Source organism: Paenirhodobacter populi (assembly GCF_004022215.1).
In the GTDB taxonomy this organism is placed as follows: domain Bacteria; phylum Pseudomonadota; class Alphaproteobacteria; order Rhodobacterales; family Rhodobacteraceae; genus Rhodobacter; species Rhodobacter populi.
Genome location: NZ_SAUZ01000037.1, coordinates 1 through 20,974 on the forward strand (window position 1 = coordinate 1; position 20,974 = coordinate 20,974).

Below are 20,974 nucleotides of genomic sequence, written 5' to 3' on the forward strand. Positions count from 1 at the left end.
CGCCGATCGAGGCCGTCGCCGCGGCGGGCGACAAGGGCCTGTCGGCCTGGGTCGAGGACAAGGTGGTGAAATCCGACCGGCCCGAGCTGACCTCGGCGAAGATCGTGGTTTCGGGCGGCCGCGGCATTGGCTCGGCGGAGAATTTCGCGCTGATCGAGGCGCTGGCGGACAAGCTGCATGCGGCGGTCGGCGCCTCGCGCGCGGCGGTGGATTCGGGCTATGCGCCGAACGACCGTCAGGTCGGGCAGACCGGTAAGGTGGTGGCGCCCGAGCTCTATGTGGCGGTGGGCATCTCCGGCGCGATCCAGCATCTGGCCGGGATGAAGGATTCGAAGGTGATCGTGGCGATCAACAAGGACGAGGAGGCCCCGATCTTCCAGGTCGCCGACTACGGCCTCGTCGGTGATCTGTTCACAACGCTGCCGGAACTCACCCAGAAGCTGTGAAGCCGCTGTAATTTCCGTGAAAGCCCCGCCTTGGCGGGGCTTTTGCGTTTGGCCATGACGCAGCGGCAAACACCGCGACACCCTTGCGCCAGTCTCTGCGCCGCAGCATAGTCGGGGGGCAAAGAGGGGGAACGGAACATGGCGATCGAAAAGGTTGGAATTGTCGGCGCGGGTCAGATGGGCAATGGCATCGCCCATGTCTTCGCGCTTGCGGGTTATGACGTCCTGCTGAACGACATCAGCCAGGACAGCATCGACAAGGCGCTGAAGACGGTGGGCAAGAACCTTGACCGGCAGGTCTCGAAGGGGAAGATCACCGAGGCGGACAAGGACGCAGCACTTGGCCGGATCGGCACGACCCTGACGCTGACCGATCTGGGGCCCTGCGACCTTATCATCGAGGCGGCGACGGAAAAGGAAGCGGTCAAGCACCAGATCTTCAAGACATTGGTGCCGCATCTGAAACCGGACACGATCCTTGCCTCGAACACCTCGTCGATTTCGATCACCCGGCTGGCGACGGGCACGGACCGGCCGGAAAAGTTCATGGGCGTGCATTTCATGAACCCGGTGCCGGTGATGCAGCTGGTCGAGCTGATCCGCGGCATCGCCACCGACGAGCCGACCTACCAGACGATGCTGGCCGTGGTGGAGAAGCTGGGCAAGACCGCCGCCTCGGCCGAGGATTTCCCGGCCTTCATCGTCAACCGCGTGCTGATCCCGATGATCAACGAGGCGGTCTATGTGCTGTATGAAGGGGTGGGGAATGTCACCTCGATCGACACGGCGCTGAAGCTTGGGGCGAATCACCCGATGGGGCCGCTGGAGCTGGCGGATTTCATCGGGCTGGACACCTGTCTGGCGATCATGAACGTGCTGTATGACGGGCTGGCGGATTCCAAATATCGCCCCTGTCCGCTCCTGACGAAATATGTCGAGGCGGGGTGGCTTGGCCGCAAGACCGGGCGGGGCTTCTACGACTACAGCGGCGAAACGCCGGTGCCGACGCGCTGATCCGCGATGTGCCAGAGCCCGTCCCGCCGCAGGTAGCGGTGGGGCGCGGCGGGGTGGAAGGATGAAGCCTCGTCCGCAAGCCAGGGCGTGACGGTGACATCGTCGGGCCGGATATCCAGCACCGAAAAGCCGTGATCGGTTTCGCCGACCCGGCCGCAAAGCGCGGTGCCCGTCTGCACCTGCAGGATCGGCTGCGGGGTCTCCGGCGTGATGCCCAGCCCGATCGCCCAATGGTGCAGATGCCCCGACAGGACGATCTGCAACCCCGCCGCCTGCATCTGCGGCAGGGCCTGCGCGGCGCCCTTCGTCTCACCCCGCTCGAACCCCGGCGGCTCGCGCAGCGGGTGGTGGCAGACGAGGATGTTGACCCCATCCCCGGGCGTGCGGCGCATGCCCGCGCAGATGCGCTTCAGGTCGCGCCCGCGCAGGATGCCGCGCCGCAGGCTGTGCGGATCGGCGGTATTGGCGGAAAAGATCCGCAGCGGGCCAACCTCGGCATCCGGCGTCATGCTGCCCGGAACCGCCCGGCAGTAGCCCCGGAACGGAAACAGCATCCGCGCGACCAGATTGAACAGCGGCACATCGTGATTGCCGGGGATCGTCAGGAATGGCAGGTCCAGCCCGCGCAGGAAGGCCATCGCCCGGCGGAACTGCGTGCGCCGCGCCCGGTGCGACAGATCGCCCGACACGATCACCAGATCCGGGGCGCAGGCGCGGACGGCTTCATGCAGGGGGGCGACCAGATCCGCGCGCTCGCGCCCGAAATGCAGGTCGGTCAGGTGGACGAGCCGGGTCATTCCGCCTCCGCCGGCTGGATGACCCGCAGCGCGCCCGGCAGGATGCGCAGCCGGAACGGCCCGGTGAGCCGCGCCTTTTCGCCGTCGAAGGCGATCAGCTTGCGGGTCTTGCCCGTCTCGATCAGCATTTCGTCGGAAATCACCAGATCGAAATCCTCGCCCCGCGCGACCTTGCCGAAGGCCAGCCGGAGCGAGGCGAGCATCAGCGCCGGCCGGCTTTTGCGCCGCGCAAGGAACAGCGCGAAATGGCCGTTCCGCACCGCTTCGGCGCCTTCGAGCCCGAGGCTGTCCAGCTGGAACGCGCTGCGGGCGGCGAAGGCGAGCGGGGTGCTGACCTCGCGCGTCCTGCCCTCCACGGTCAGCGACAGGCGGAGCGGGGCGTTCAGCTCCCACAGCGCCACCAGCACCGACCAGTAGGCCGCGATCCGGCTGCGGCCCCAGCGGCGGTAGATCCCCTCGCGCCGTTCGAGGATCTCGGGGTAGACGCCGAAGCTGGCGTTGTTGAGAAAGATCCGGTCGTTCACCGCGCCCAGATCGCGGCTGCGTACCCGCCCCGCGATCAGCGCGTCGAGCGCCTGATCCAGACTGTCGCCGACGCCAAGCTCGCGCGCGAAATAGTTGAAGGTTCCGCCGGGCAGCACCGCCATCGCCACGCCGGTCCCGGCCAAAGCCCCGGCCACGGCGGATTGCGTGCCGTCGCCGCCGAAGGCCGCGACGATGTCGGCGCCCTCGCGGATCGCGGTGCGGGCGGTTTCGGCGAAATCCATGCCCTTGCGCATCTGGTAGACGGCGAAGTCCCGCGCCGCAGGCTCGATCCGCGACCGGATATGGTCGACGCGGCCGCGCGCGTCCCTTTTGCCGGCCTTGGGGTTGAGGATCAGCGCGACCTTGCAGCGGGACAGGTCGCAATGGTCAGCGGTTGGGGGCATCGCGGCTGCCTCCGGGCTGGTCGTAGGTCACCACGCGCCAGACATAGGCCAGCACGCACAGCACCACGATCCCGGTCGATACCGGGTCGAGCCAGGCCGCGATCCGGTCATATTGCGCCTCGAGGATATAGCCGAGCGAGGTGAGGAAGGTCGTCCACAGCAAGGTGCCGATCGCGGAGAAGATCAGGAATTTCAGCGGCGGCATGCGCACCAGCCCCGCGGGGATCGAGATCAGCGTGCGCGCCGCGGGGATCAGCCGTCCGATCAGCACCGCCGAGGCGCCGTATCGGCGAAACCACCGCCGCGCCATCCGCAGCCCGACGAGGTCGATCCCCGCCCATCGGCCGTGGCGGCGGATGAAGCGGCGGATCTTTTCCTCGGGCACGCGGCGGGCGAGCCAGTACCAGAACCACGCTCCGGCCAGCGATCCCGCAGATCCGGCCAGAACGACGGCGACGAAGGACATCCGACCCATCGCGGCATTGTAGCCCGCAAGCGGCATGATGAGTTCCGACGGCACGGGCGGGAAGACGTTTTCGACGAACATCAGCAGCGCGATCCCGGCCAGCCCGGCCGAGGCGATCAGTCCCGTGATCATGTCGAACATCTGGCGCCGTTCCCCCGTTTTGCCCCTGTCAACCGGCTGTGCGGGGGTTTGGTTCCGGGGATGTCGTCGTGGGCGCGCACGGAAGGGGAAGGAGGGGGCCAGCCCCCTCTTTGCGCATGCGCGCAAATTCACCCCCGGGATATTTATGGAAACACGAAAGGGAAGGAGGCGCGCGCGGTATTGCGGGATGGGTTCAAAGACCGATCCGGGTGAGCGCCGCGTCCAGCGCCGCAGGATCCGCGATCCGCAACCGCACCGGCAGCGTCAGAACCTGCGGGCGGAAGGTGGTGGGCAGGCGGGCGGCGTCCTTTTCCGTGGTGACGAGCTGCGCGCCGGAGGCCTGTGCCTCGGCCGTCAGCCGGGCGAGGAGGCGCGGCGTGAAGGGCTGATGATCGGCCAGCGCCTCGGTCCGGACCGGATCGGCGCCGAGGTCGCGCAGCGTGGCGAAGAACTTTTCGGGATGTCCGATGCCCGCGAAGGCCAGCACCTTCTGTCCGCGCCAGTCCATTCCGGTTCGCAAAGGCTCCAGCGCGCCGGTCAGATGCGGGACCTGCACCGCCGCGCCCCAGCGGGCGGCGAAGCGGGCTTGCGCCGGGGCATCGCCGATCGACAGCAGCAGGTCGGCGCGGGCGAGGCCCGCGGCCACCGGCTCGCGCAGCGGGCCGGCGGGCAGGCAGAGGCCGTTGCCGAAGCCCTTCGCGGCATCGACCACGACGAGCGACAGGTCCTTGACCAGCGCCGGGTTCTGGTGGCCGTCGTCCAGAACGATCGCCTGCGCCCCCGCGGCGATCGCGGCGCGCGCGCCCGCCGCCCGGTCGCGGGCGACCCAGACCGGGGCGAAGGCCGCGAGCAGCAGTGGCTCGTCCCCGGTGTCAGTGGCGGTGTGCCGGGCGGGATCCACCCGGACAGGCCCGGTCAGCCGTCCGCCGTGGCCCCGGCTGACCACATGGGCGGCGATGCCGCGCCGGGCCAGATGTTCCACCAGCGCGATCACCGTGGGGGTCTTGCCGGTGCCGCCCGCGTTGATGTTGCCCACGCAGATCACCGGCGCGTCCACCCGCGCACCGGGCCGCGCCACCCGCCGCGCCGTTGCCGCCGCATAGATCCGCCCGAGTGGGGCCAGCAGCCGCGCGAGGACACCGGGCGGATCTGTGAACCAGAAGCGGGGGGTGCCCATCAGCCCGCCTCCGCGGCCTGCACCGCATGCGTGTCGAAGACCGACAGGATGGCATGGGCCACCGCCTCGGCCGCCCCCGCGCCGCCCGAGGTCACCACCCAGGCGTTATGGGCGAGCATCGCGGCGCGGTCCGGCGCCATCAGATCCGACACCGCCTCGCCCAAGGATCGGGCATCGGTCACCTGACGCGCCGCCCGCGCGGTTTCCAGCCGCGCATATTCCGCCGCGAAGGCGCCCGTCTCTGGCCCGTGCAGGATCGCCGATCCAAGCGCCGCGGGATCCAGCGGCGAGCGCGACGCCGTGCCCGCGCCGCTCAGCGTGCCGCCCATATAGGTCACCGGCGCGATGCGGAACCACAGCCCGTATTCGCCGGGATCGTCGGCAAGGAAGATCTGCATTTCCTCTTCCGGCTCGCCCTCGATCGAGCGCTGGCCGGTCACCCAGCCCTGCGCCTCCAGTTCGGCGGCCAGTCCGTCCGCCGGCATCCCTGTCTCGGGCGCGAGGATCAGCAGCATCCGATGGGCGTGGCGCGCCGCATGGGTATGGGCGTCCAGCACCATGCGCAGTTCGGCATCGGGCACGGCGGCGGCCAGCCATACCGGCCGCGTGCGCGTGATCGCGGCGATCGAGGCGCGCTCGGCCTCGGAGCAATGCAGGGGTTCCGGCGGTTCGGACAGCGCGCCGCCCACCTCGGTCAGCGAGGGCGACACGCCCAGCTCATGCAGCGCCGTCTGGCTTTCGGCATCGCGCAGGATGATCCGGTCGAGCCGCGACAGCAGCGCCACCTCGATCCGCCGGGCGGCGAGGCTTTTCGGGCGCGTGGCTTCGCTTCGGCGCATGTCGACGGCCATCACGGGAATGCCCTGTTCCTTCGCCAGCGCGATCAACGCCGCCGGAAGGCTGTTGCCCATCAGCACGATCAGCCCCGGGCGCCAGTGCGACAGCATCAGCGCGGCGGCGGCGGGGCAATCTTCGGGGCGGGCGATGCGGATCACCCCGGGCGGCAGATCGGCGACCGGGGCGTCGAGGCTGACCAGCAGCCCCGTTCCCGGCCGCGCATGGACCAGCCGGCGCAGCAACAGCCCCGCGCTGGCCGCGACATCGGGCGCCGGATCGACGATGACCCAGATCAGCGGCCCGGCCGGGCGCGGCACCTGCGCCGCCGCAAGCGCCTGCGCGCCAGCAACCCGGGGCCGCTGGACCAGAAGCCGCAGCCAGAGCAGGAACGATCGCCGCATCCGGGTCCTTCGGGCGCCGTTACGCGCCGAGCATTTCGGTCGAGGACGCCGCCGATTCCTCGTCGCGCAGGCGGTGCAGGTGCGCGATGAAATAGCGGGTATGGGCGTCATCGACGGTGCGCTGCGCCTCGGCCTTCCAGGCGGCGTGGGCAGAGGCGTAATTCGGGAAGATGCCGACGATATGGATCTTGCTGACATCCTTGAATTCGCTGCGCGAAGGATCGACGAGTTCCCCCCCGAAGACGAGGTGCAGACGTTGCGGTGCCTTGCTGGACATGATCACTCCTGTGGCAAATGGGCTGCGTTGCGGGATTTGTATACCGATGTATGCTGTATCTCAAGCGCGGCCTTGCCCTAACTTAGCCTTCCCTTAAAAGGGACGCAACGCAGTCCCATCCGGGGAGAGGAAGCGATGAAGCAAAGCCTGATGCAGATCTACGATACCCGCGTGGCCGAAGGGGCGCTGCACCCGGATGCGGCGCAGCGCGCGGTGCTGCCGCTGCTTGAAGACATCCGCGTGGCGCTGGAAACGCCGCCGAAGAAACAGGGGCTGTTCTCGCGCCTTTCCCGGCACCGGCCCGAGCCGGTGAAGGGGCTTTACCTCTGGGGGGGTGTGGGTCGCGGCAAGTCGATGCTGATGGACCTGTTTTGCGGCGCGGTCGCGGTGCCGAAGCGGCGTGTCCATTTCCACGCCTTCATGCAGGAGGTGCAGGCCCAGATCGAGGCCGCCCGCCGCGCCAAGGTCGAAGACGCTCTGCTGCCCGTGGCCGATGGAATCGCGCGCGACATCCGCCTGCTGTGCTTCGATGAGATGCAGATCACCGACATCGCCGATGCGATGATCGTCGGTCGCCTGTTCGAGGAACTTTTCGCTCGCGGCGTGACGGTGGTGACCACCTCGAACCGGGCGCCCGAGGAGCTTTACAAGAACGGGCTGAACCGGCAGCTTTTCCTGCCCTTCATCGACATCATCCGGCAGAAGCTGACGGTGCATGAGATCATCAGCGAGACGGACTACCGCCAGCACCGCCTGACCGGCGCGCAGGTCTATTTCCATCCGCTCGGCAAGGCGGCGACGGCCGCGATGGACGCGCTCTGGGGGGAACTGACCGGCAACGATCCGGGCGCGCCGCTGAAGATCGAGGTGAAGGGCCGCGATGTCATCATCCCGCATTTCCATTCCGGCGTCGGGCGGGCCTCGTTCTGGGATCTGTGCGCCCATGCGCTTGGCCCGGCGGATTATCTGGCCATCGCCGGGGCGATGCGGGTGCTGATGATCGACGACATCCCGCAGCTTTCGGCGGACAATTTCAACCAGGCGAAGCGGTTCGTGACGCTGATCGACGCACTGTATGAGGCGAAGGTGCGGCTGATCTGTTCCGCCGCAGACGAACCCGAACGGCTGTATTTCGAGGGCGAGGGATCGTTCGAGTTCGAGCGCACCGCCTCGCGCCTGCGCGAGATGCAGGATGCGGACTGGGGCAAGGCGACCGAATGAGGCGCGCCGGCCCCTTTCGGGTGCCGTGACGAGGGAAGGAAGAAGGGGGCCAGCCCCCTCTTGGCCTTCGGCCAATTCACCCCCGGGATATTTATGGAAACACGAAAGGAAGAGAGGCGCGCGGCGTTCCGGTGTGGGGTTCAAAGCCACCCGGACGGATGGTTTGCCTGTCGTTTTTCCATAAATATCCCGGGGGGAGTCCGAAGGACGGGGGCAGCGCCCCCTGCGCCGCCCCCGGTTTTCGCGATCTTTGGTCAGGCGGCTTCCGCGGCCAGCATCTCGCGCACCAGCGGGATGACCTTGGTGCCGTAAAGCTCGACGTTCCTCAGATTCGCGCGATAGTCCTGCGGACCCGAGGAATATTTCAGCGTGAAGCGGTCGAGGCCGAGGATCTTCACCGTCCGCGCGATCTTCTTCGCCACCGTTTCCGGCGCGCCGACGTAGAGCGAACCATGCGCGATTTCCGCGTCATAGGCGGCGCGGGAGAGTTTTCCCCAGCCGCGCGACCGGCCGACCATCTCGTGCATCTTCGCATAGCCCTCGAAATATTCGTCGCGGGCCTCGGCGTCGGTCGCGCCGACATGGCCGGGGGAATGCACGCCGATGGGCAGGACGGGCGTGCCCATCTGTTCATGCGCGCGGCGATAGAGGTCGGCGAGCGGGGCGAAGCGCGCCGGATCGCCGCCGATGATGGCCAGCACCAGCGGCATCCCGGCCGCCGCCGCCTCGATCACCGATTGCGGGCTGCCGCCGACGCCGCGCCAGATCTTCAGCGGGGTTTCGGCGCGCGGCCAGACGGTCACGCCCTTCAGTTCGGGCACGTGGCTGCCCTGAAACGTCACCTTCTCCTGCGTCGCAAGTTCATGCAGAAGCTGCGATTTTTCGGTGAACAGGTCTTCGTAATCGTCGAGCTTGTAGCCGAAGAGCGGGAAGCTTTCGGTGAAGGATCCGCGGCCGATGGTGATTTCCGCCCGTCCCGGCGCGATGGCGTCGAGCGTGGCGAACCGCTGGTAGACGCGGATCGGATCGTCCGAGGACAGCACCGTGACCGAGGTCCCGCCGTGGATGTGCTTTGTCTGGCCGAGCAGCGCGCCGAGGATCGGCTCGGGCGCCGAGATGGCGAAATCCGGGCGGTGGTGTTCGCCGAGGCCGAAATAGTCGACGCCGACCTGATCGGCGAGGATGCCTTCGGCCAATGTGTCGCGGATCACCTGCGCGCCCGTGCGCAGGCCGCTGTCGTCGCGGGTGATGTCCCCGAAGGTATCGAGGCCGAATTCGAGGTTTTGAAACGTGGTCATGTCTGGCTCCTGATGCCGGTTGCCTGAGCGTTGGGCCGAAGATAGGCACGACCGGGCGACGTGCAAATATGCACCGTCGCACAAGGATCAGCGCATCAGGGCGCAGATCTCAATGGTTTTCGCGCAGCACCTTGCCCGCCAGATACAGCGAGCCGCAGATCAGCACCCGGGCCGAGGGATCGCGCGCGGCGATGGCCGACAGGGCCTCGCCCACCGATCCGGCGCGGAAGGTGGTGGTGAAACCGGCGATGCGGGCGTCCTGCTCGATCACCTCGGCGGGGACGGCGTTGGGTTCCTCGGGGATCGTGACGGCGGTCAGGCTGACGGCCTGATCGACCAGCGGGCGCATGTAGCCCACGACATCCTTGGTGTTGATCATGCCGCAGATCAGATGTGTCGGGCGCGGGGCCATCCGCGCGAGCGTTGCCGCCACGGCCAGCCCGCCCGCCGGATTGTGCCCGCCGTCGAGCCACAGCTCCACCCCCGGCGCGCTGGCGGCGAGCGGCCCCTGACGCAGGCGCTGCATCCGGGCGGGCCATTCGGCGCGGGTCACGGCAGCCTCGGCCCCGTCGCCCAGCCCCAGCAGGCGCAAAGCGGCAATGGCGGCGCCGGCGTTCTGGATCTGGTGCGGGCCGGGCAGGTTCGGCAGGGGCAGGTCCAGAAGGCCGTTTTCATCCTGATAGATCAGGCGGCCGCGTTCCTCGAAGGCGTGCCAGTGCTGGCCGTGGACGAAGAGGGGGGCGCCCACGCGGGCGGCGCGGGCCTCGATCACCTCAAGGGCCGCTTCCTCCTGCGGGCCGACGACGCAGGTGACGCCGCGCTTGAGGATCCCGGCCTTTTCCCCGGCGATCTCGGGCAATGTCTCGCCCAGAAACTGCTGATGGTCGATCGAGACCGGGGTGATGATCGTCAGCGCCGGCTTTTCCACCACATTCGTCGCATCGAGCCGCCCGCCGAGGCCGACTTCCAGAAGCGTGAAATCCGCGGGTGTGCGGGCGAAGGCCAGAAAGGCCGCGCAGGTGGTGACCTCGAATAAGGTGATCGGGGCGCCGGCGTTCCTGTCGTAGCATTCCTCCAGCAGCGCGGACAGGTCGGGTTCCGAGATCAGCGCCCCGGCGATGCGGATGCGTTCGTGGAACCGCGCGAGATGGGGCGAGGTATAGGCATGGACCGCCTTGCCCTGCGATTCGAGCCCGGCGCGGATCATCGCCTGCGTCGAGCCCTTGCCGTTGGTCCCGGCGATATGGATCACCGGGGGCAGGGCGCGTTCGGGATGGCCGAGCACGGCCAGCAGCCGTTCCACCCGGTCGAGCGTCAGGTCGATCACCTTCGGGTGCAGCGTCATCAGCCGCGTCAGGATTTCATCGGAATGGGACATGATCGCCTCCTGCGGAGGCGAGAGGGGCTCTGCCCCGCCGAGGGCCAAGGCCCCCGGCCCCCCGGGATATTTGGGGAAGAATGAAGGGTCAGGCGGGCTGCGATTCGACCGGCTTGCCGGGGGCGGGCAGGTCGCCCGCGACGGCGGGGGGCTGGTTCATCAGCATCCGGGTGATGGTGATGAGCTCCTCGCGCAGGTGCTTGCGGTGGGTCACGCGGTCGAGCATGCCGTGGTCCAGCAGGTATTCGGCGCGCTGGAAGCCCTCGGGCAGCTTTTCGCGGATGGTCTGTTCGATGACGCGCGGCCCGGCAAAGCAGATCAGCGCATTCGGCTCGGCGATCTGCACATCGCCCAGCATGGCGTAGGAGGCGGTCACCCCCCCCGTCGTCGGATGGGTGAGCACGACGATATAGGGCAGGTGCGCTTCCTTCAGCATCTGCACGGCGACGGTGGTGCGCGGCATCTGCATCAGCGACAGGATGCCCTCCTGCATGCGCGCGCCGCCGGCGGCGGAAAACAGGATCAGCGGGCGTTTCAGTTTCACCGCGCGTTCGGCGGCGGCGATGATCGCATTGCCGACATACATGCCCATCGAACCGGCCATGAAGGCGAAATCCTGCGCCGCGGCGACGATGGGGGTGCGGCCCATCTCGCCCTCGGCGACAAGCATCGCCTCTTTCTCGCCGGTCGCTTTCTGCGCGGCCTTCATCCGGTCCGGGTATCGTTTCTGGTCGCGGAACTGCAGCGGGTCGGCGATCGGGACGGGGACCTTCACCTCGGAGAAAATGCCGCCGTCGAACAGCGAGGCAAAGCGCGCCCGCGGCGAAATCGCCATGTGGTGATCGCAGTTGGTGCAGACGTTCAGGTTGTCCGCCAGCTCCCGGTGGAACAGCATCGTTCCGCATTCGGGGCATTTCGTCCAGAGGTGTTCGGGCATCTCGCGCCGCGAGAACAACGAGTTGATCTTCGGTTTGACGTAGTTCGAGATCCAGTTCATCGGTCGAAAACCCTTTTCGGTGCCTGTTCGCAGCGTCAGCCCCAGATAAGCCGCAAGGCCGGGAAATGCAATCAGACGCGCAGCAACAGCCGCACCAGCAGCCAGGAAACCAGCATCGACAGCGCATCGGTGGCCATATAGGGGGCCAGCATCGCCGGGTTGCTCGGGTCGATGGCGACGGTGAACAGGCTCAGCCCGTCGAGTTCCCCCGCCAGCCCCAGCAGGAACAGCGCCGAAAGATTGTTGGCGAAGTGAAAGCCGATGGCCGCGCCCAGATTGCCGGTCCGCGCCGTCAGGTCGGAGGCGAGGCAGCCGAAGGCCATGGCCCAGAGCACCGGCCAGAACGCCATCGGCCCATAGGTGCCCGGCGAGAAATGCAAAAGCCCGAACGCCGCCGAGGGCAGCACCATCCACAGCCAGCGCGACCGCCACCGTGCCGCCATCTGTTGCAGGAAATAGCCGCGGAAGACCAGTTCCTCGGCGGTGATCTGCACGGCCAGCAGCGGCAGCGCCAGCGGTGCCCAGGCGATCAGCGTGCCGAACGGCGTCGATTTTTCGATATGCGGATCAAGCATCGACAAGGGCAGCAGCAGAACCGACAGCGCGATCAGCGCCGGCCCCGTGCGCAGCATGGTCCCCCAGGCGCCGGGGCCGAACAGCGTCGCCACGGGCCGGTCGTTCAGCGTGCGCGTCACCAGCGCCACCGACAGCGCCAGCGGCACGAAGGTCGCCAGCATCAGCACCAGCCCCTGCGGCGTCGTCGCCTGCGCCAGCGACAGAAGCAGGCGCAGATAGGCGGTGTCGCCCTCGATCCGGCGAAACAGATGCAGCGCGCCGACCAGCGCCGACCAGTAGAGCACGACAATCAGCCCCAGCCCCACCACGGTGCGCCAGATCTCCGCCCGCGCCGTGGCCGGGGCGCAGAAGCCTTGCAGCGGCCGGTAGGCCGGCGGGTCTTCCGGGGGATGGTGCAGCATGGCGGTCCTCTCGGGGGCGAAGCTAGGCGGCTGCGGGGCCGGCGGCAAGTCACGGCTTCGCACTTTACTTTGCCGGGCGCGAAGACGATGAAGGCGCGCCGCCCTCCGCGCGGTGTTTCCCGGTCCGAAAGCGATGTTTGAAGTCACCACCGATCTCGTGCTGTTCCTGCTCGGCGCCGCCCTGCTGGCCGGCTTCGTCGATTCGATCGCCGGGGGCGGCGGGCTGATCACGCTGCCCGCGCTGCTGCTGGCCGGGGCATCGCCTCTGGGCGCGCTGTCCACGAACAAGGTGCAGAGCATCTTCGGCTCGGCCACCTCGGCTTATTCCTATGCCGTTTCGGGCCATGTCGATCCGCGCAGCCAGATCCGTGCGGCGGCCGTGGCCCTGCTGGCCGGCATCGCCGGGGCGTGGTCCGCGTCCCTCGTGCCGATGGAGTCGCTGCGGATCGCCCTGCCGGTGATCCTGATCGCCATCGCCGCCTTCTTCGCCTTCCGGCGCGGGCTGAACGATCTGGACCGGGTGCGGCGGATCTCGCCCCTCGCCTTCACCGCCTTCGTGGTGCCGGTGGTCGGGTTCTACGACGGTGCGGTCGGGCCGGGGGCCGGGTCGTTCTACATGCTCGGCTTCGTCACGCTGGCGGGCTATGGCGTGCTGAAGGCGACGGCGCATACCAAGATGCTGAACTTCGCATCGAATTTCGGCGGTTTCCTCGCCTATGCGCTGACCGGCCATGCCTGGTGGGCGATCGGTCTGGCGATGGGCGTGGCGCAGATCATCGGCGCCCGGATCGGCTCGCGGATGGCGATGAAACAGGGTGCGCGGCTGATCCGGCCGCTGCTGGTGGTGACCTCGACGCTGATGGCGCTGCGGCTGGTCTGGCAGATTCTGTGAGAGGACTCACGGCGTTGTGATGCGGCGGCGGGACGCGGGGACGGGGCCTAAGCTCCGGTCCCGCAACGGGGAATGGCCCCGCACCCGCGCGGGCGATCCGCGCATCTGCGGCGCAAAACACGCCGCTTGGGGCTTTCCCACCGGAACAAAAATGCGCTATTCCTCGAAAATCGAGTTGAATTCGCAACCGCCATGTGAAGATGGGTCAAAGGCCTGCGCGGCGGCAGAGGCATTGACAGCTGGAGGCTGTAAGCATGATGAATATCGTTACCCGGGGCGTGACACTTCTGGCGGCGTCGCTTGCTTTCGCAGGCACGGCAGGGGCACAGGCCAGCTCGAACCGCGTTGCCGCCAAGACGGACTGGAGCGTCTTCGTCGAGGGCAATCCGAAGGAATGCTGGGCCGTTTCGACGCCGAAGAGCACCGTGAACACCAAGGACGGCAAACCCGCCGAGGTGCGCCGCGGCGACATCCTGCTGTTCGTGACCTATCGCGGCGCGGGCGCGGGCGAGGTGTCGTTCATGGGCGGCTATCCCTTCGCCCCCGGCTCGACCGTCGACGTGGCCGTCAACAACGGCCAGAAGTTCAAGCTGTTCACCGATGGCGAAGGCGCGTGGACCGGCTCGCCCGATGATGACGCCAAACTGGTCGCGGCGCTGAAATCCGGGGCCGATGTGACGCTGACCGCGCATTCGGCGCGCGGCACGCAGACGCAGGACCGCTTTTCGCTGATGGGCTTCACCGCCGCCACGAACGAGGCGGCTGCCCGCTGCAAGTAAGGCCGCGCCCTCCCTTGGAACGCGCCTTTCCTGCTTTCGTGTTTCCATAAATATCCCGGGATGAGGCGGACAAGCCGATCTTCCGGTGGAAGATCGGCCCGCCGAATGCGCAGGACACGGGCGAGGGGGCTGGGCCCTTGCTGCCCCATCCGCACGCGCCCGGGATTTCGGTTCTGGACCGGATTTAGGGCCCGGATCCGGGCAAATCCGGCAAAGCCGCGTCCCTCCGGCGCGGCTTTCGCGTTTCGTGCTTTGTTTTTCAGGACGAATCCCCTATATCGCCCTCTCCACCCCCTTTGGACGATGGCCATGAACAAGCCCGCAGCCCCGATTACGCAAGACGTGCTGACCATTCCGCGCAAACTGCCCGAAGGCGGCAAGGTGAACCTTGTCGGCCTGACCCGGACGCAGTTGCGCGATGCGCTGATCGCCGCGGGCACGCCTGAAAAGCAGGCGAAGATGCGGGTGGGGCAGATCTGGCAATGGATCTACCACTGGGGCGTGCGCGATTTCGCGCAGATGACCAACCTCGCCAAGGATTACCGCGCGCTTCTGGCCGAGAATTTCGAGGTGACACTGCCCGAGGTCGTGACCCGGCAGGTCTCGATGGACGGCACGCGCAAATACCTGCTGCGGATCGCCGGCGGGCATGAGGTCGAGGCCGTCTACATCCCCGAGGAAAACCGCGGCACCCTGTGCATTTCCTCGCAGGTGGGCTGCACGCTGACCTGTTCCTTCTGCCATACCGGCACGCAGAAACTGGTGCGCAACCTCACGGCGGGCGAAATCGTCGGTCAGGTGATGGTGGCGCGCGACGATCTGGACGAGTGGCCGAAGCCCGGCGCCCCGCGCGACGAATCCCGGCTGGTGTCGAATGTCGTGCTGATGGGCATGGGCGAGCCGCTCTACAATTTCGAGAATGTCCGCGACGCGATGCAGGTGGTGATGGACAACGAGGGGATTTCCCTGTCCCGCCGCCGGATCACGCTGTCTACCTCGGGTGTCGTGCCGGAAATCGCCCGGACGGCGGCCGAGATCGGCTGCCTGCTGGCCGTCAGCTTCCACGCGACGACGGACGAGGTGCGCAACCGCCTCGTGCCGATCAACAAGAAATACAATATCGAGACGCTGATCGCGAGCCTGCGCGAATATCCGCGGCTGTCGAATTCCGAACGGATCACCTTTGAATACGTGATGCTGAAGGGCGTGAACGACAGTGACGAAGACGCGCGCCGTCTGGTCCGTCTGATCCGCGGCATCCCGGCCAAGATCAACCTGATCCCGTTCAACGAATGGCCCGGCGCGCCCTATCAGCGGTCCGACTGGGAACGGATCGAGGCCTTCGCCGACATCATCTACAAGGCGGGTTACGCAAGCCCGATCCGCACCCCGCGCGGCGAGGACATCATGGCCGCCTGCGGCCAGCTCAAATCCGCAACGGAACGCGCCCGCAAGAACCGCGCCCAGATCGCCGCCGAGGCGGGGCTGTAAGAAGGGGGCCCGAAGGCCCCTTTCCCTCATTTCACGTCGCGCACGACCAGCCGGTTGTTCGCCGATTGCAGCGGGCGGGCATCCCCTTCGGGGAACAGACGGGCAAACGTCTCGATCTGCGCCTTCGAGGCCTGCATCGGTTCCTCCATCACATACCAGTTCACCCCTTCGGAGCAGGGCGGCGTGGTCAGCGATCCCATCAGCCGGTAATAGCGATGATCCTGCGGCAGCAGGCCCGCCACATCGACCAGCACATCGGGATCGGTGACCGTTTCGCCGACCGTCGCGGGGATATGGGCAAAGACCTGTTCCAGCGCCGGGTTTTCCGCGCCCTCGTCGAACATCACGCTGACCACGGCCAGCGCGCCATCGTCACGCTGATGCACCAGATGCAGCTCCAGCGGATAGGTCTTGCCGTTCACATGGTATTCGGCGGGCGTGTGGAAGTGGAACTGCACGAGATCGAAGTGATGCCCCTCGATGTCGAAGCCATTGTCCGGGGCGCCCGCGACCTGCAGGCTGTGGCCGTTGTTCACGATCGTCAGCGGGAAGGGTTTGTAGGCGACCTCCAGATCCGGCAGGTCGGCGTCCACGGCGGCGGCATCCTCGATGTCGATCGGCGATTGCAGGCTGCCGTCGGTGCATGCGTGCCAGGCCTCGGCCAGCTCGCCCCAGTGTTCAGGGTCGGCTTCGCCGGTATAGCTCCAGTGCGGGGCGGTGGTTTCCTCTGCGGATACAGGTCCCGCCACGGCCATCAGGGCTGCGAACGGAATGAGGAACCGATGCGATCTCATCGCGATGATCTCCGAATGTGTTGAGTGGTTTGGGGGGATCCCTGAGGGTCGGCCCCGGGCCGGTTCATCTGCCTGCCGCAGCCGATTTGCAATGGCCCGCCGCGAAAAATTTCGCGCGGGGCCGGCGGCAAACAAAGACCGCGCGTTTCACCCGAAATGCGCGGCCGTCAGTCTTTCATGGGCGCGCCGGGAAAGGCCGCCCCGGGCGGCGCTCACTCGCAGCCGTAATCCCAGGCGTCGATGATCGCCAGCGCCTCGCCCGCCGTCTCGACGAAGGACAGAAGGTGCAGGTCCTCGGCGTTGATCGTGCCGGCCTCGACCAGAAGGTCCCAGTTCACCACCTGCTTCCAGAACTCGATGCCGAAGAGGATGATCGGGATGCGTTTCATCCGGCGGGTCTGGATCAGGGTCAGCGCCTCGAACATCTCATCGAGCGTGCCGAAGCCGCCGGGGAAGACCGTCACTGCCCGCGCCCGCATCAGGAAGTGCATCTTGCGCAGCGCGAAATAGTGGAAGTTGAACGACAGGTCCGGCGTCACGAAGGCATTCGGCGCCTGTTCATGCGGCAGAAGGATGTTCAGCCCGATCGACTGGCCGCCCGCCTCGTTCGCGCCGCGGTTGCCGGCCTCCATCACGCCGGGGCCGCCGCCGGTGCAGACGACGAACTGCCGCCCGTAATGCTGCAGGGAACGGTTCGTCACCTCATGGGCGAAACGGCGGGCTTCCTCGTAGTATTTCGTCAGCTCGCCCAGCATCGGGGTCTTGGCGGTCTCTTTCCGCTCGGGCGCCGGGATGCGGGCGCCGCCGAACATCACCACCGTCGATTCGATCCCGCGTTCGTCGAGGATCATCTGCGGCTTCAGCAGTTCGAGCTGCAACCGCACCGGGCGCAGCTCTTCACGCATCATGAAATCTTCATCGACGAAGGCCAGCCGATAGGCGGGCGACCGGCTTTGCGGGGTGTCGGGCACCCGGTCGGCAGCCTTCGCATCCTCGACGGAATCGCGGAAGGTATGGCTGCGTTTGTCTTCGTTGATGATATCCATTCGGTCCTGCTCGTTGCGCCTTTGCTTTCCGGCTACTATAGGCATTCGGTAAGGAAAACCAAAGACACCGTGAACCGGAGGGCACCATGTCGAACGCCGCGCTCGAAACCGCCATCGAGGCCGCCTGGGAAAACCGCGACGCCATCACCCCCACTTCGAAAGGGGAACAGCGCGACGCGATCGAGGCGACGCTGGACGCCCTCGACAACGGCACGATCCGCGTGGCCGAAAAGCGGGCCGACGGGTCCTGGCACGTGAACCAGTGGGCGAAGAAGGCCGTGCTGCTGGGCTTCCGGCTCAAGGACATGGAAATGCAGGACGGCGGCCCGCAGGGGTCCGGCTGGTGGGACAAGGTCGACAGCAAGTTCAAGGGTTGGGGCGACAACCAGTGGCGCGCGGCGGGCTTTCGCGCGGTGCCGAACTGCGTCGTGCGCCGCTCGGCCTATATCGCCAAGAACGTCGTGCTGATGCCCAGCTTCGTCAACCTTGGCGCCTATGTCGATGAAGGCACGATGGTCGATACCTGGGTCACGGTCGGGTCCTGCGCGCAGATCGGCAAGGGCGTGCATCTGTCGGGCGGTGTCGGCATCGGCGGCGTGCTGGAACCGATGCAGGCGAATCCGACGATCATCGAGGACAACTGCTTCATCGGCGCCCGCTCCGAGGTGGTCGAGGGCGTCATCGTGCGCGAGGGATCGGTTCTCGGCATGGGCGTCTTCCTCAGCCAGTCCACCAAGATCGTGGACCGCGAAACCGGTGAGGTCTTCTACGGCGAGGTGCCGCCCTATTCGGTGGTCGTCTCGGGCTCGCTGCCGTCGAAGAACGGGGTGAACCTGTATTGCGCGGTGATCGTGAAGCGGGTGGACGCCAAAACCCGCTCGAAAACCGGCATCAACGAGCTGCTGCGCGACTGATCCACACGCCGATGTGATTTTAATCCGCCGTTCCGGGAACCGGGGCGGCGGTTTCGCGTTGATCCCCTGCTTATTGCAGGAGGTTGTCTTGGGACTTGGATTTTTCGCCTCGATCATCATCGGCGGACTGGCCGGATGGATCGGATCGCGCATCATGGATGCGAACACGGGTATTTTCCTGAATGTCATTCTGGGAATCGTCGGCGCGATCATCGCCAATGCGATTCTGGCGCTTTTGGGTATTTACGCGGCCAACGCCTGGCTGCCGCAACTGATCGTCGGGACCTTGGGCGCGATCATCCTGATCGCCCTTGGCCGCGCGTTCAAACGCTAGTTGACCGGCGCGGCGGCCCCCCCTATGCCGGAACGGCACAGGAGGCCGCCATGCCGGACGATACGACGACCGAAGATACCCCGAAGAAGCCGAAACGCCCCCAGCAGGTCTATACCCTGCTGATAGAGGTCGGCCGCAAGAAGGGCGACGGCCTGCCCAAAGGCGCGACCGGCGCGGGGATCCTGTGCTTCGCCTCCGGCGTCGACGAGGCCGAGGCCGTGCGCGAAACCGTGGCGATCCTGAAGGAGGCCGATCTCGCGCCGCTGGACGTGACCGGCTATGGCACGCTGGCCGAACGCGAAAAGCTCGGCCATGAAATCGACGCCGAGGAACGCGCCCTGATGCAACGCGCGCTGGATGAAAATTCCGTGATCGTCGTGCAGATGACGCCCTACTATGGCGATCCGCCCGCCTGAGCGGGATTCACGGCCCCTCACTTGCCTGTTAGACTGTCCCGAACAACAATGGGCAGAACGAGGCAGGCATGCAACGCGCAGTGAAACTCACCACCCTGACATTCATGGCATTTTCCGGGCTGGCGGCCTGCTCGAGCCCGGTGGAACGGTATGCGGGCCCCTCCGGGCCTACCGGTGGCGTGACCGCCGAGGCTATCCCTGCGGCGGATTCGGCGCATGAACAGGGGCTGCGCAACTGGCTTGCGGATTTCAAGCCGCGCGCCATGTCGGCCGGGATCAACGAAAGCACCTGGAACCGTTCCGTCGCGATGATCCGCTACAACCCGAAGGTGATCGAGCGGGATCGCTATCAGGCGGAATTCACCAAGCAGATCTGGGAATACCTCGACGGCGCGGTGTCCGAAAGCCGGATCCAGAACGGCCGCGCCATGCTGGCCCAGCACCGCGATCTGCTGAACGCGATCGAGGCGCGCTATGGCGTCGACAAAGAGGTCGTCGTCGCCATCTGGGGCATGGAATCGAACTACGGCAAGAATCGCGGCTCGACCCTGATCCTGCCCGCATTGGCGACGCTGGCCTATGACGGGCGGCGGGGCGCCTTCTTCCAGCAGCAGTTCATCGACGCGCTCAAGATCATTCAGGCGGGCGACACCGACCCGATGCACCTGACCGGATCCTGGGCGGGGGCGATGGGGCATACGCAGTTCATCCCCTCGTCCTATCTGGCCTATGCGGTCGATTTCACCGGCGACGGCAAGCGCGACATCTGGTCCGACAATCCGGCCGATGCGCTGGCCTCGACGGCCGCCTATCTGGCCCGGTCCGGCTGGACGCGCGGCCAGCCCTGGGGGGTGGAGGTCACGCTGCCTTCGGGCTTCAACTACGCGCAGAGCGGCAAGAAGGTGAAGAAGTCGCCTGCCGAATGGGCGGCGCTTGGCGTGCGGGCGGTGAATGGCGGCACGGTGCCGAATTACGGCGCGGCCTCGATCCTGCTGCCGGCCGGGGCGCAGGGGCCGGCGATCATGATCTTCGGCAATTTCCAGGCGATCTCGCGCTACAACGCCGCCGATGCCTATGTGATGGGCGTGGGGCTGCTGTCCGACCGGCTGAAGGGCAAGGGCGGGCTGGTCAAGCCCTGGCCCCGCGACGGCCGCGCCCTGACCTCGGCCGAAAAGACCGAGGTGCAGCGCCGCCTCACCGCGCTTGGCTATGACACGCAGGGCACGGACGGGATGATCGGCCAGAACACCATCGACGCGCTGACGGCATGGCAGCGGGCTAACGGCCTGCCGCCCGACGGCTTCGTGACGATGTCCGTGCTGCAACGGCTGAGGAATGGCTGATGGGGCCGCTGGAACGGGCTTTCGCCGCGATCGACGCGGCCAATGGCGCGGATACGACGCTGGAAGACGGGCGGCCCGCCGCCCTTCTTTACGGCGAACGGATGACGGCGGAGCTGGACCGGCTGTTCCCCGAGGCCTCGGACCCGCTGAAGATCGCGGCGCGCGGCCAGCATGTCGAACGCTGGCTGCTGCCCCGCAAGGACTACCCCGAGGGGCGCGTGGGCTATCTGGAATGGCGCCGCGAACAGGGGCGCCGCCATGCCGCGCGCGTGGCGGGCATCATGCGCGACGCGGGCTATGACGACGCGGCCATCGCGCGGGCGGAAAAGATGCTGCGCAAGGAGGGGATCAAGCGCGACCCCGAGGTGCAGGCGCTGGAGGACGTGATCTGCTTCGTCTTCCTGCGGTTCTATTTCGCGCCTTTCGCGCCGACGCGCGATCCGGGGGAGTTGCTGGAGATCGTCGCGAAGACCGCGCGGAAGATGTCGCCCGAAGGGCGGGTGCGGGCGCTGGCGGAATTCGCCTTGCCCGAGCCTTTTGCAGCCGCGTTCCGGGAGTAGGGTTCTGCGGCGCCGGTGGATGGGGTGGCAGGGGGCCAGCCCCCTCTTG

At 67.0% G+C, this 20,974-nt stretch carries 23 protein-coding genes; 11 read left to right on the forward strand and 12 right to left on the reverse strand.

The window, feature by feature from the left end; all coding sequences use genetic code 11:
* Together D2T30_RS20750 and D2T30_RS20755 are read left to right on the forward strand one after the other, a co-directional pair.
* Window positions 1-446 (forward strand): electron transfer flavoprotein subunit alpha/FixB family protein (locus D2T30_RS20750; RefSeq protein WP_206613041.1); only part of this gene is annotated, 446 nt, incomplete at its 5' end.
* Window positions 447-584: 138 nt separating this feature from the next.
* On the forward strand, window positions 585-1,460 hold the full coding sequence (locus D2T30_RS20755) for a 3-hydroxybutyryl-CoA dehydrogenase (RefSeq protein ID WP_128210381.1): 876 nt from the start codon (window positions 585-587) through the stop codon (window positions 1,458-1,460).
* On the opposite strand, the gene D2T30_RS20760 is transcribed toward D2T30_RS20755, so the two are convergent.
* The 6 genes from D2T30_RS20760 to D2T30_RS20785 all read right to left on the reverse strand — a co-directional run bounded on the left by D2T30_RS20760 (window position 1,427) and on the right by D2T30_RS20785 (window position 6,485).
* Window positions 1,427-2,257 (reverse strand): metallophosphoesterase family protein, encoded by an 831-nt coding sequence (locus tag D2T30_RS20760; protein WP_128210382.1) that lies wholly within the window; start codon window positions 2,255-2,257, stop codon window positions 1,427-1,429. The genes D2T30_RS20755 and D2T30_RS20760 overlap by 34 nt on opposite strands.
* On the reverse strand, window positions 2,254-3,186 hold the full coding sequence (locus D2T30_RS20765) for a diacylglycerol/lipid kinase family protein (RefSeq protein WP_128210383.1): 933 nt from the start codon (window positions 3,184-3,186) through the stop codon (window positions 2,254-2,256). Before D2T30_RS20765 ends, D2T30_RS20760 begins: the two co-directional genes overlap by 4 nt.
* Window positions 3,170-3,793: a DedA family protein gene (locus D2T30_RS20770; RefSeq protein ID WP_128210384.1), complete on the reverse strand. Its 624-nt coding sequence runs from the start codon at window positions 3,791-3,793 to the stop codon at window positions 3,170-3,172. Before D2T30_RS20770 ends, D2T30_RS20765 begins: the two co-directional genes overlap by 17 nt.
* 193 nt (window positions 3,794-3,986) lie before the next feature.
* Window positions 3,987-4,970 carry a tetraacyldisaccharide 4'-kinase gene (gene lpxK / locus D2T30_RS20775; RefSeq protein WP_128210385.1) on the reverse strand — a complete coding sequence of 328 codons (984 nt, stop codon included), beginning with the start codon at window positions 4,968-4,970 and terminating at the stop codon, window positions 3,987-3,989.
* Entirely contained in the window at window positions 4,970-6,208 is a 1,239-nt protein-coding gene (locus tag D2T30_RS20780) for a 3-deoxy-D-manno-octulosonic acid transferase (protein ID WP_128210386.1), read from the reverse strand. The genes lpxK and D2T30_RS20780 overlap by 1 nt, the downstream gene beginning before the upstream one ends.
* Window positions 6,209-6,227: 19 nt before the next feature.
* Entirely contained in the window at window positions 6,228-6,485 is a 258-nt protein-coding gene (locus tag D2T30_RS20785) for a DUF4170 domain-containing protein (protein WP_128184999.1), read from the reverse strand.
* A gap of 135 nt (window positions 6,486-6,620) precedes the next feature.
* On the opposite strand from D2T30_RS20785, the gene zapE reads away from it, so the two are divergent.
* A complete protein-coding gene (gene zapE / locus D2T30_RS20790; RefSeq protein WP_128210387.1) occupies window positions 6,621-7,706 on the forward strand; it encodes a cell division protein ZapE in 1,086 nt (361 codons plus the stop codon).
* Window positions 7,707-7,960: 254 nt separating this feature from the next.
* On the opposite strand, the gene D2T30_RS20795 is transcribed toward zapE, so the two are convergent.
* From D2T30_RS20795 to D2T30_RS20810, 4 genes are all read right to left on the reverse strand, one after another.
* Window positions 7,961-9,004 (reverse strand): LLM class flavin-dependent oxidoreductase, encoded by a 1,044-nt coding sequence (locus D2T30_RS20795; RefSeq protein ID WP_128210388.1) that lies wholly within the window; start codon window positions 9,002-9,004, stop codon window positions 7,961-7,963.
* A 109-nt stretch (window positions 9,005-9,113) separates the two neighbouring features.
* Entirely contained in the window at window positions 9,114-10,382 is a 1,269-nt protein-coding gene (locus D2T30_RS20800) for a bifunctional folylpolyglutamate synthase/dihydrofolate synthase (RefSeq protein ID WP_128210389.1), read from the reverse strand.
* Window positions 10,383-10,470: 88 nt separating this feature from the next.
* The gene (gene accD / locus D2T30_RS20805) at window positions 10,471-11,379 is read right to left on the reverse strand and encodes an acetyl-CoA carboxylase, carboxyltransferase subunit beta (protein ID WP_128185007.1); all 909 of its coding nucleotides are present in this window, start codon (window positions 11,377-11,379) and stop codon (window positions 10,471-10,473) included.
* A 71-nt stretch (window positions 11,380-11,450) separates the two neighbouring features.
* Window positions 11,451-12,356, reverse strand: coding sequence for a CPBP family intramembrane glutamic endopeptidase (locus tag D2T30_RS20810; RefSeq protein ID WP_128210390.1), 906 nt, complete (start codon window positions 12,354-12,356; stop codon window positions 11,451-11,453).
* A gap of 133 nt (window positions 12,357-12,489) precedes the next feature.
* On the opposite strand from D2T30_RS20810, the gene D2T30_RS20815 reads away from it, so the two are divergent.
* From D2T30_RS20815 to rlmN, 3 genes are all read left to right on the forward strand, one after another.
* Complete coding sequence (locus tag D2T30_RS20815) at window positions 12,490-13,248, forward strand: TSUP family transporter (protein WP_128210391.1); 759 nt, start codon at window positions 12,490-12,492, stop codon at window positions 13,246-13,248.
* Between the two features lie 254 nt (window positions 13,249-13,502).
* A complete protein-coding gene (locus tag D2T30_RS20820) occupies window positions 13,503-14,027 on the forward strand; it encodes an invasion associated locus B family protein (RefSeq protein WP_128185013.1) in 525 nt (174 codons plus the stop codon).
* A gap of 309 nt (window positions 14,028-14,336) precedes the next feature.
* Entirely contained in the window at window positions 14,337-15,518 is a 1,182-nt protein-coding gene (rlmN, locus tag D2T30_RS20825; protein ID WP_128210392.1) for a dual-specificity RNA methyltransferase RlmN, read from the forward strand.
* 26 nt (window positions 15,519-15,544) lie between these two features.
* Here the strand turns inward: rlmN and D2T30_RS20830 are convergent, their stop codons facing one another.
* Window positions 15,545-16,312 (reverse strand): carbonic anhydrase, encoded by a 768-nt coding sequence (locus tag D2T30_RS20830; RefSeq protein ID WP_128185017.1) that lies wholly within the window; start codon window positions 16,310-16,312, stop codon window positions 15,545-15,547.
* A gap of 212 nt (window positions 16,313-16,524) precedes the next feature.
* The gene (locus tag D2T30_RS20835) at window positions 16,525-17,358 is read right to left on the reverse strand and encodes an LOG family protein (protein WP_128210393.1); all 834 of its coding nucleotides are present in this window, start codon (window positions 17,356-17,358) and stop codon (window positions 16,525-16,527) included.
* 86 nt (window positions 17,359-17,444) lie between these two features.
* Between D2T30_RS20835 and dapD the strand changes: the two genes are divergently transcribed.
* From dapD to D2T30_RS20860, 5 genes are all read left to right on the forward strand, one after another.
* Window positions 17,445-18,272: a 2,3,4,5-tetrahydropyridine-2,6-dicarboxylate N-succinyltransferase gene (gene dapD, locus D2T30_RS20840; RefSeq protein ID WP_128210394.1), complete on the forward strand. Its 828-nt coding sequence runs from the start codon at window positions 17,445-17,447 to the stop codon at window positions 18,270-18,272.
* 88 nt (window positions 18,273-18,360) lie between these two features.
* Window positions 18,361-18,606: a GlsB/YeaQ/YmgE family stress response membrane protein gene (locus D2T30_RS20845; protein ID WP_128185023.1), complete on the forward strand. Its 246-nt coding sequence runs from the start codon at window positions 18,361-18,363 to the stop codon at window positions 18,604-18,606.
* A gap of 50 nt (window positions 18,607-18,656) precedes the next feature.
* Window positions 18,657-19,022: a hypothetical protein gene (locus D2T30_RS20850; protein WP_128185025.1), complete on the forward strand. Its 366-nt coding sequence runs from the start codon at window positions 18,657-18,659 to the stop codon at window positions 19,020-19,022.
* 68 nt (window positions 19,023-19,090) lie between these two features.
* Complete coding sequence (locus tag D2T30_RS20855; protein WP_128210395.1) at window positions 19,091-20,365, forward strand: lytic murein transglycosylase; 1,275 nt, start codon at window positions 19,091-19,093, stop codon at window positions 20,363-20,365.
* Window positions 20,365-20,925, forward strand: coding sequence for a DUF4202 domain-containing protein (locus D2T30_RS20860; RefSeq protein WP_128210396.1), 561 nt, complete (start codon window positions 20,365-20,367; stop codon window positions 20,923-20,925). Before D2T30_RS20855 ends, D2T30_RS20860 begins: the two co-directional genes overlap by 1 nt.
* Window positions 20,926-20,974 lie beyond the last annotated feature (49 nt).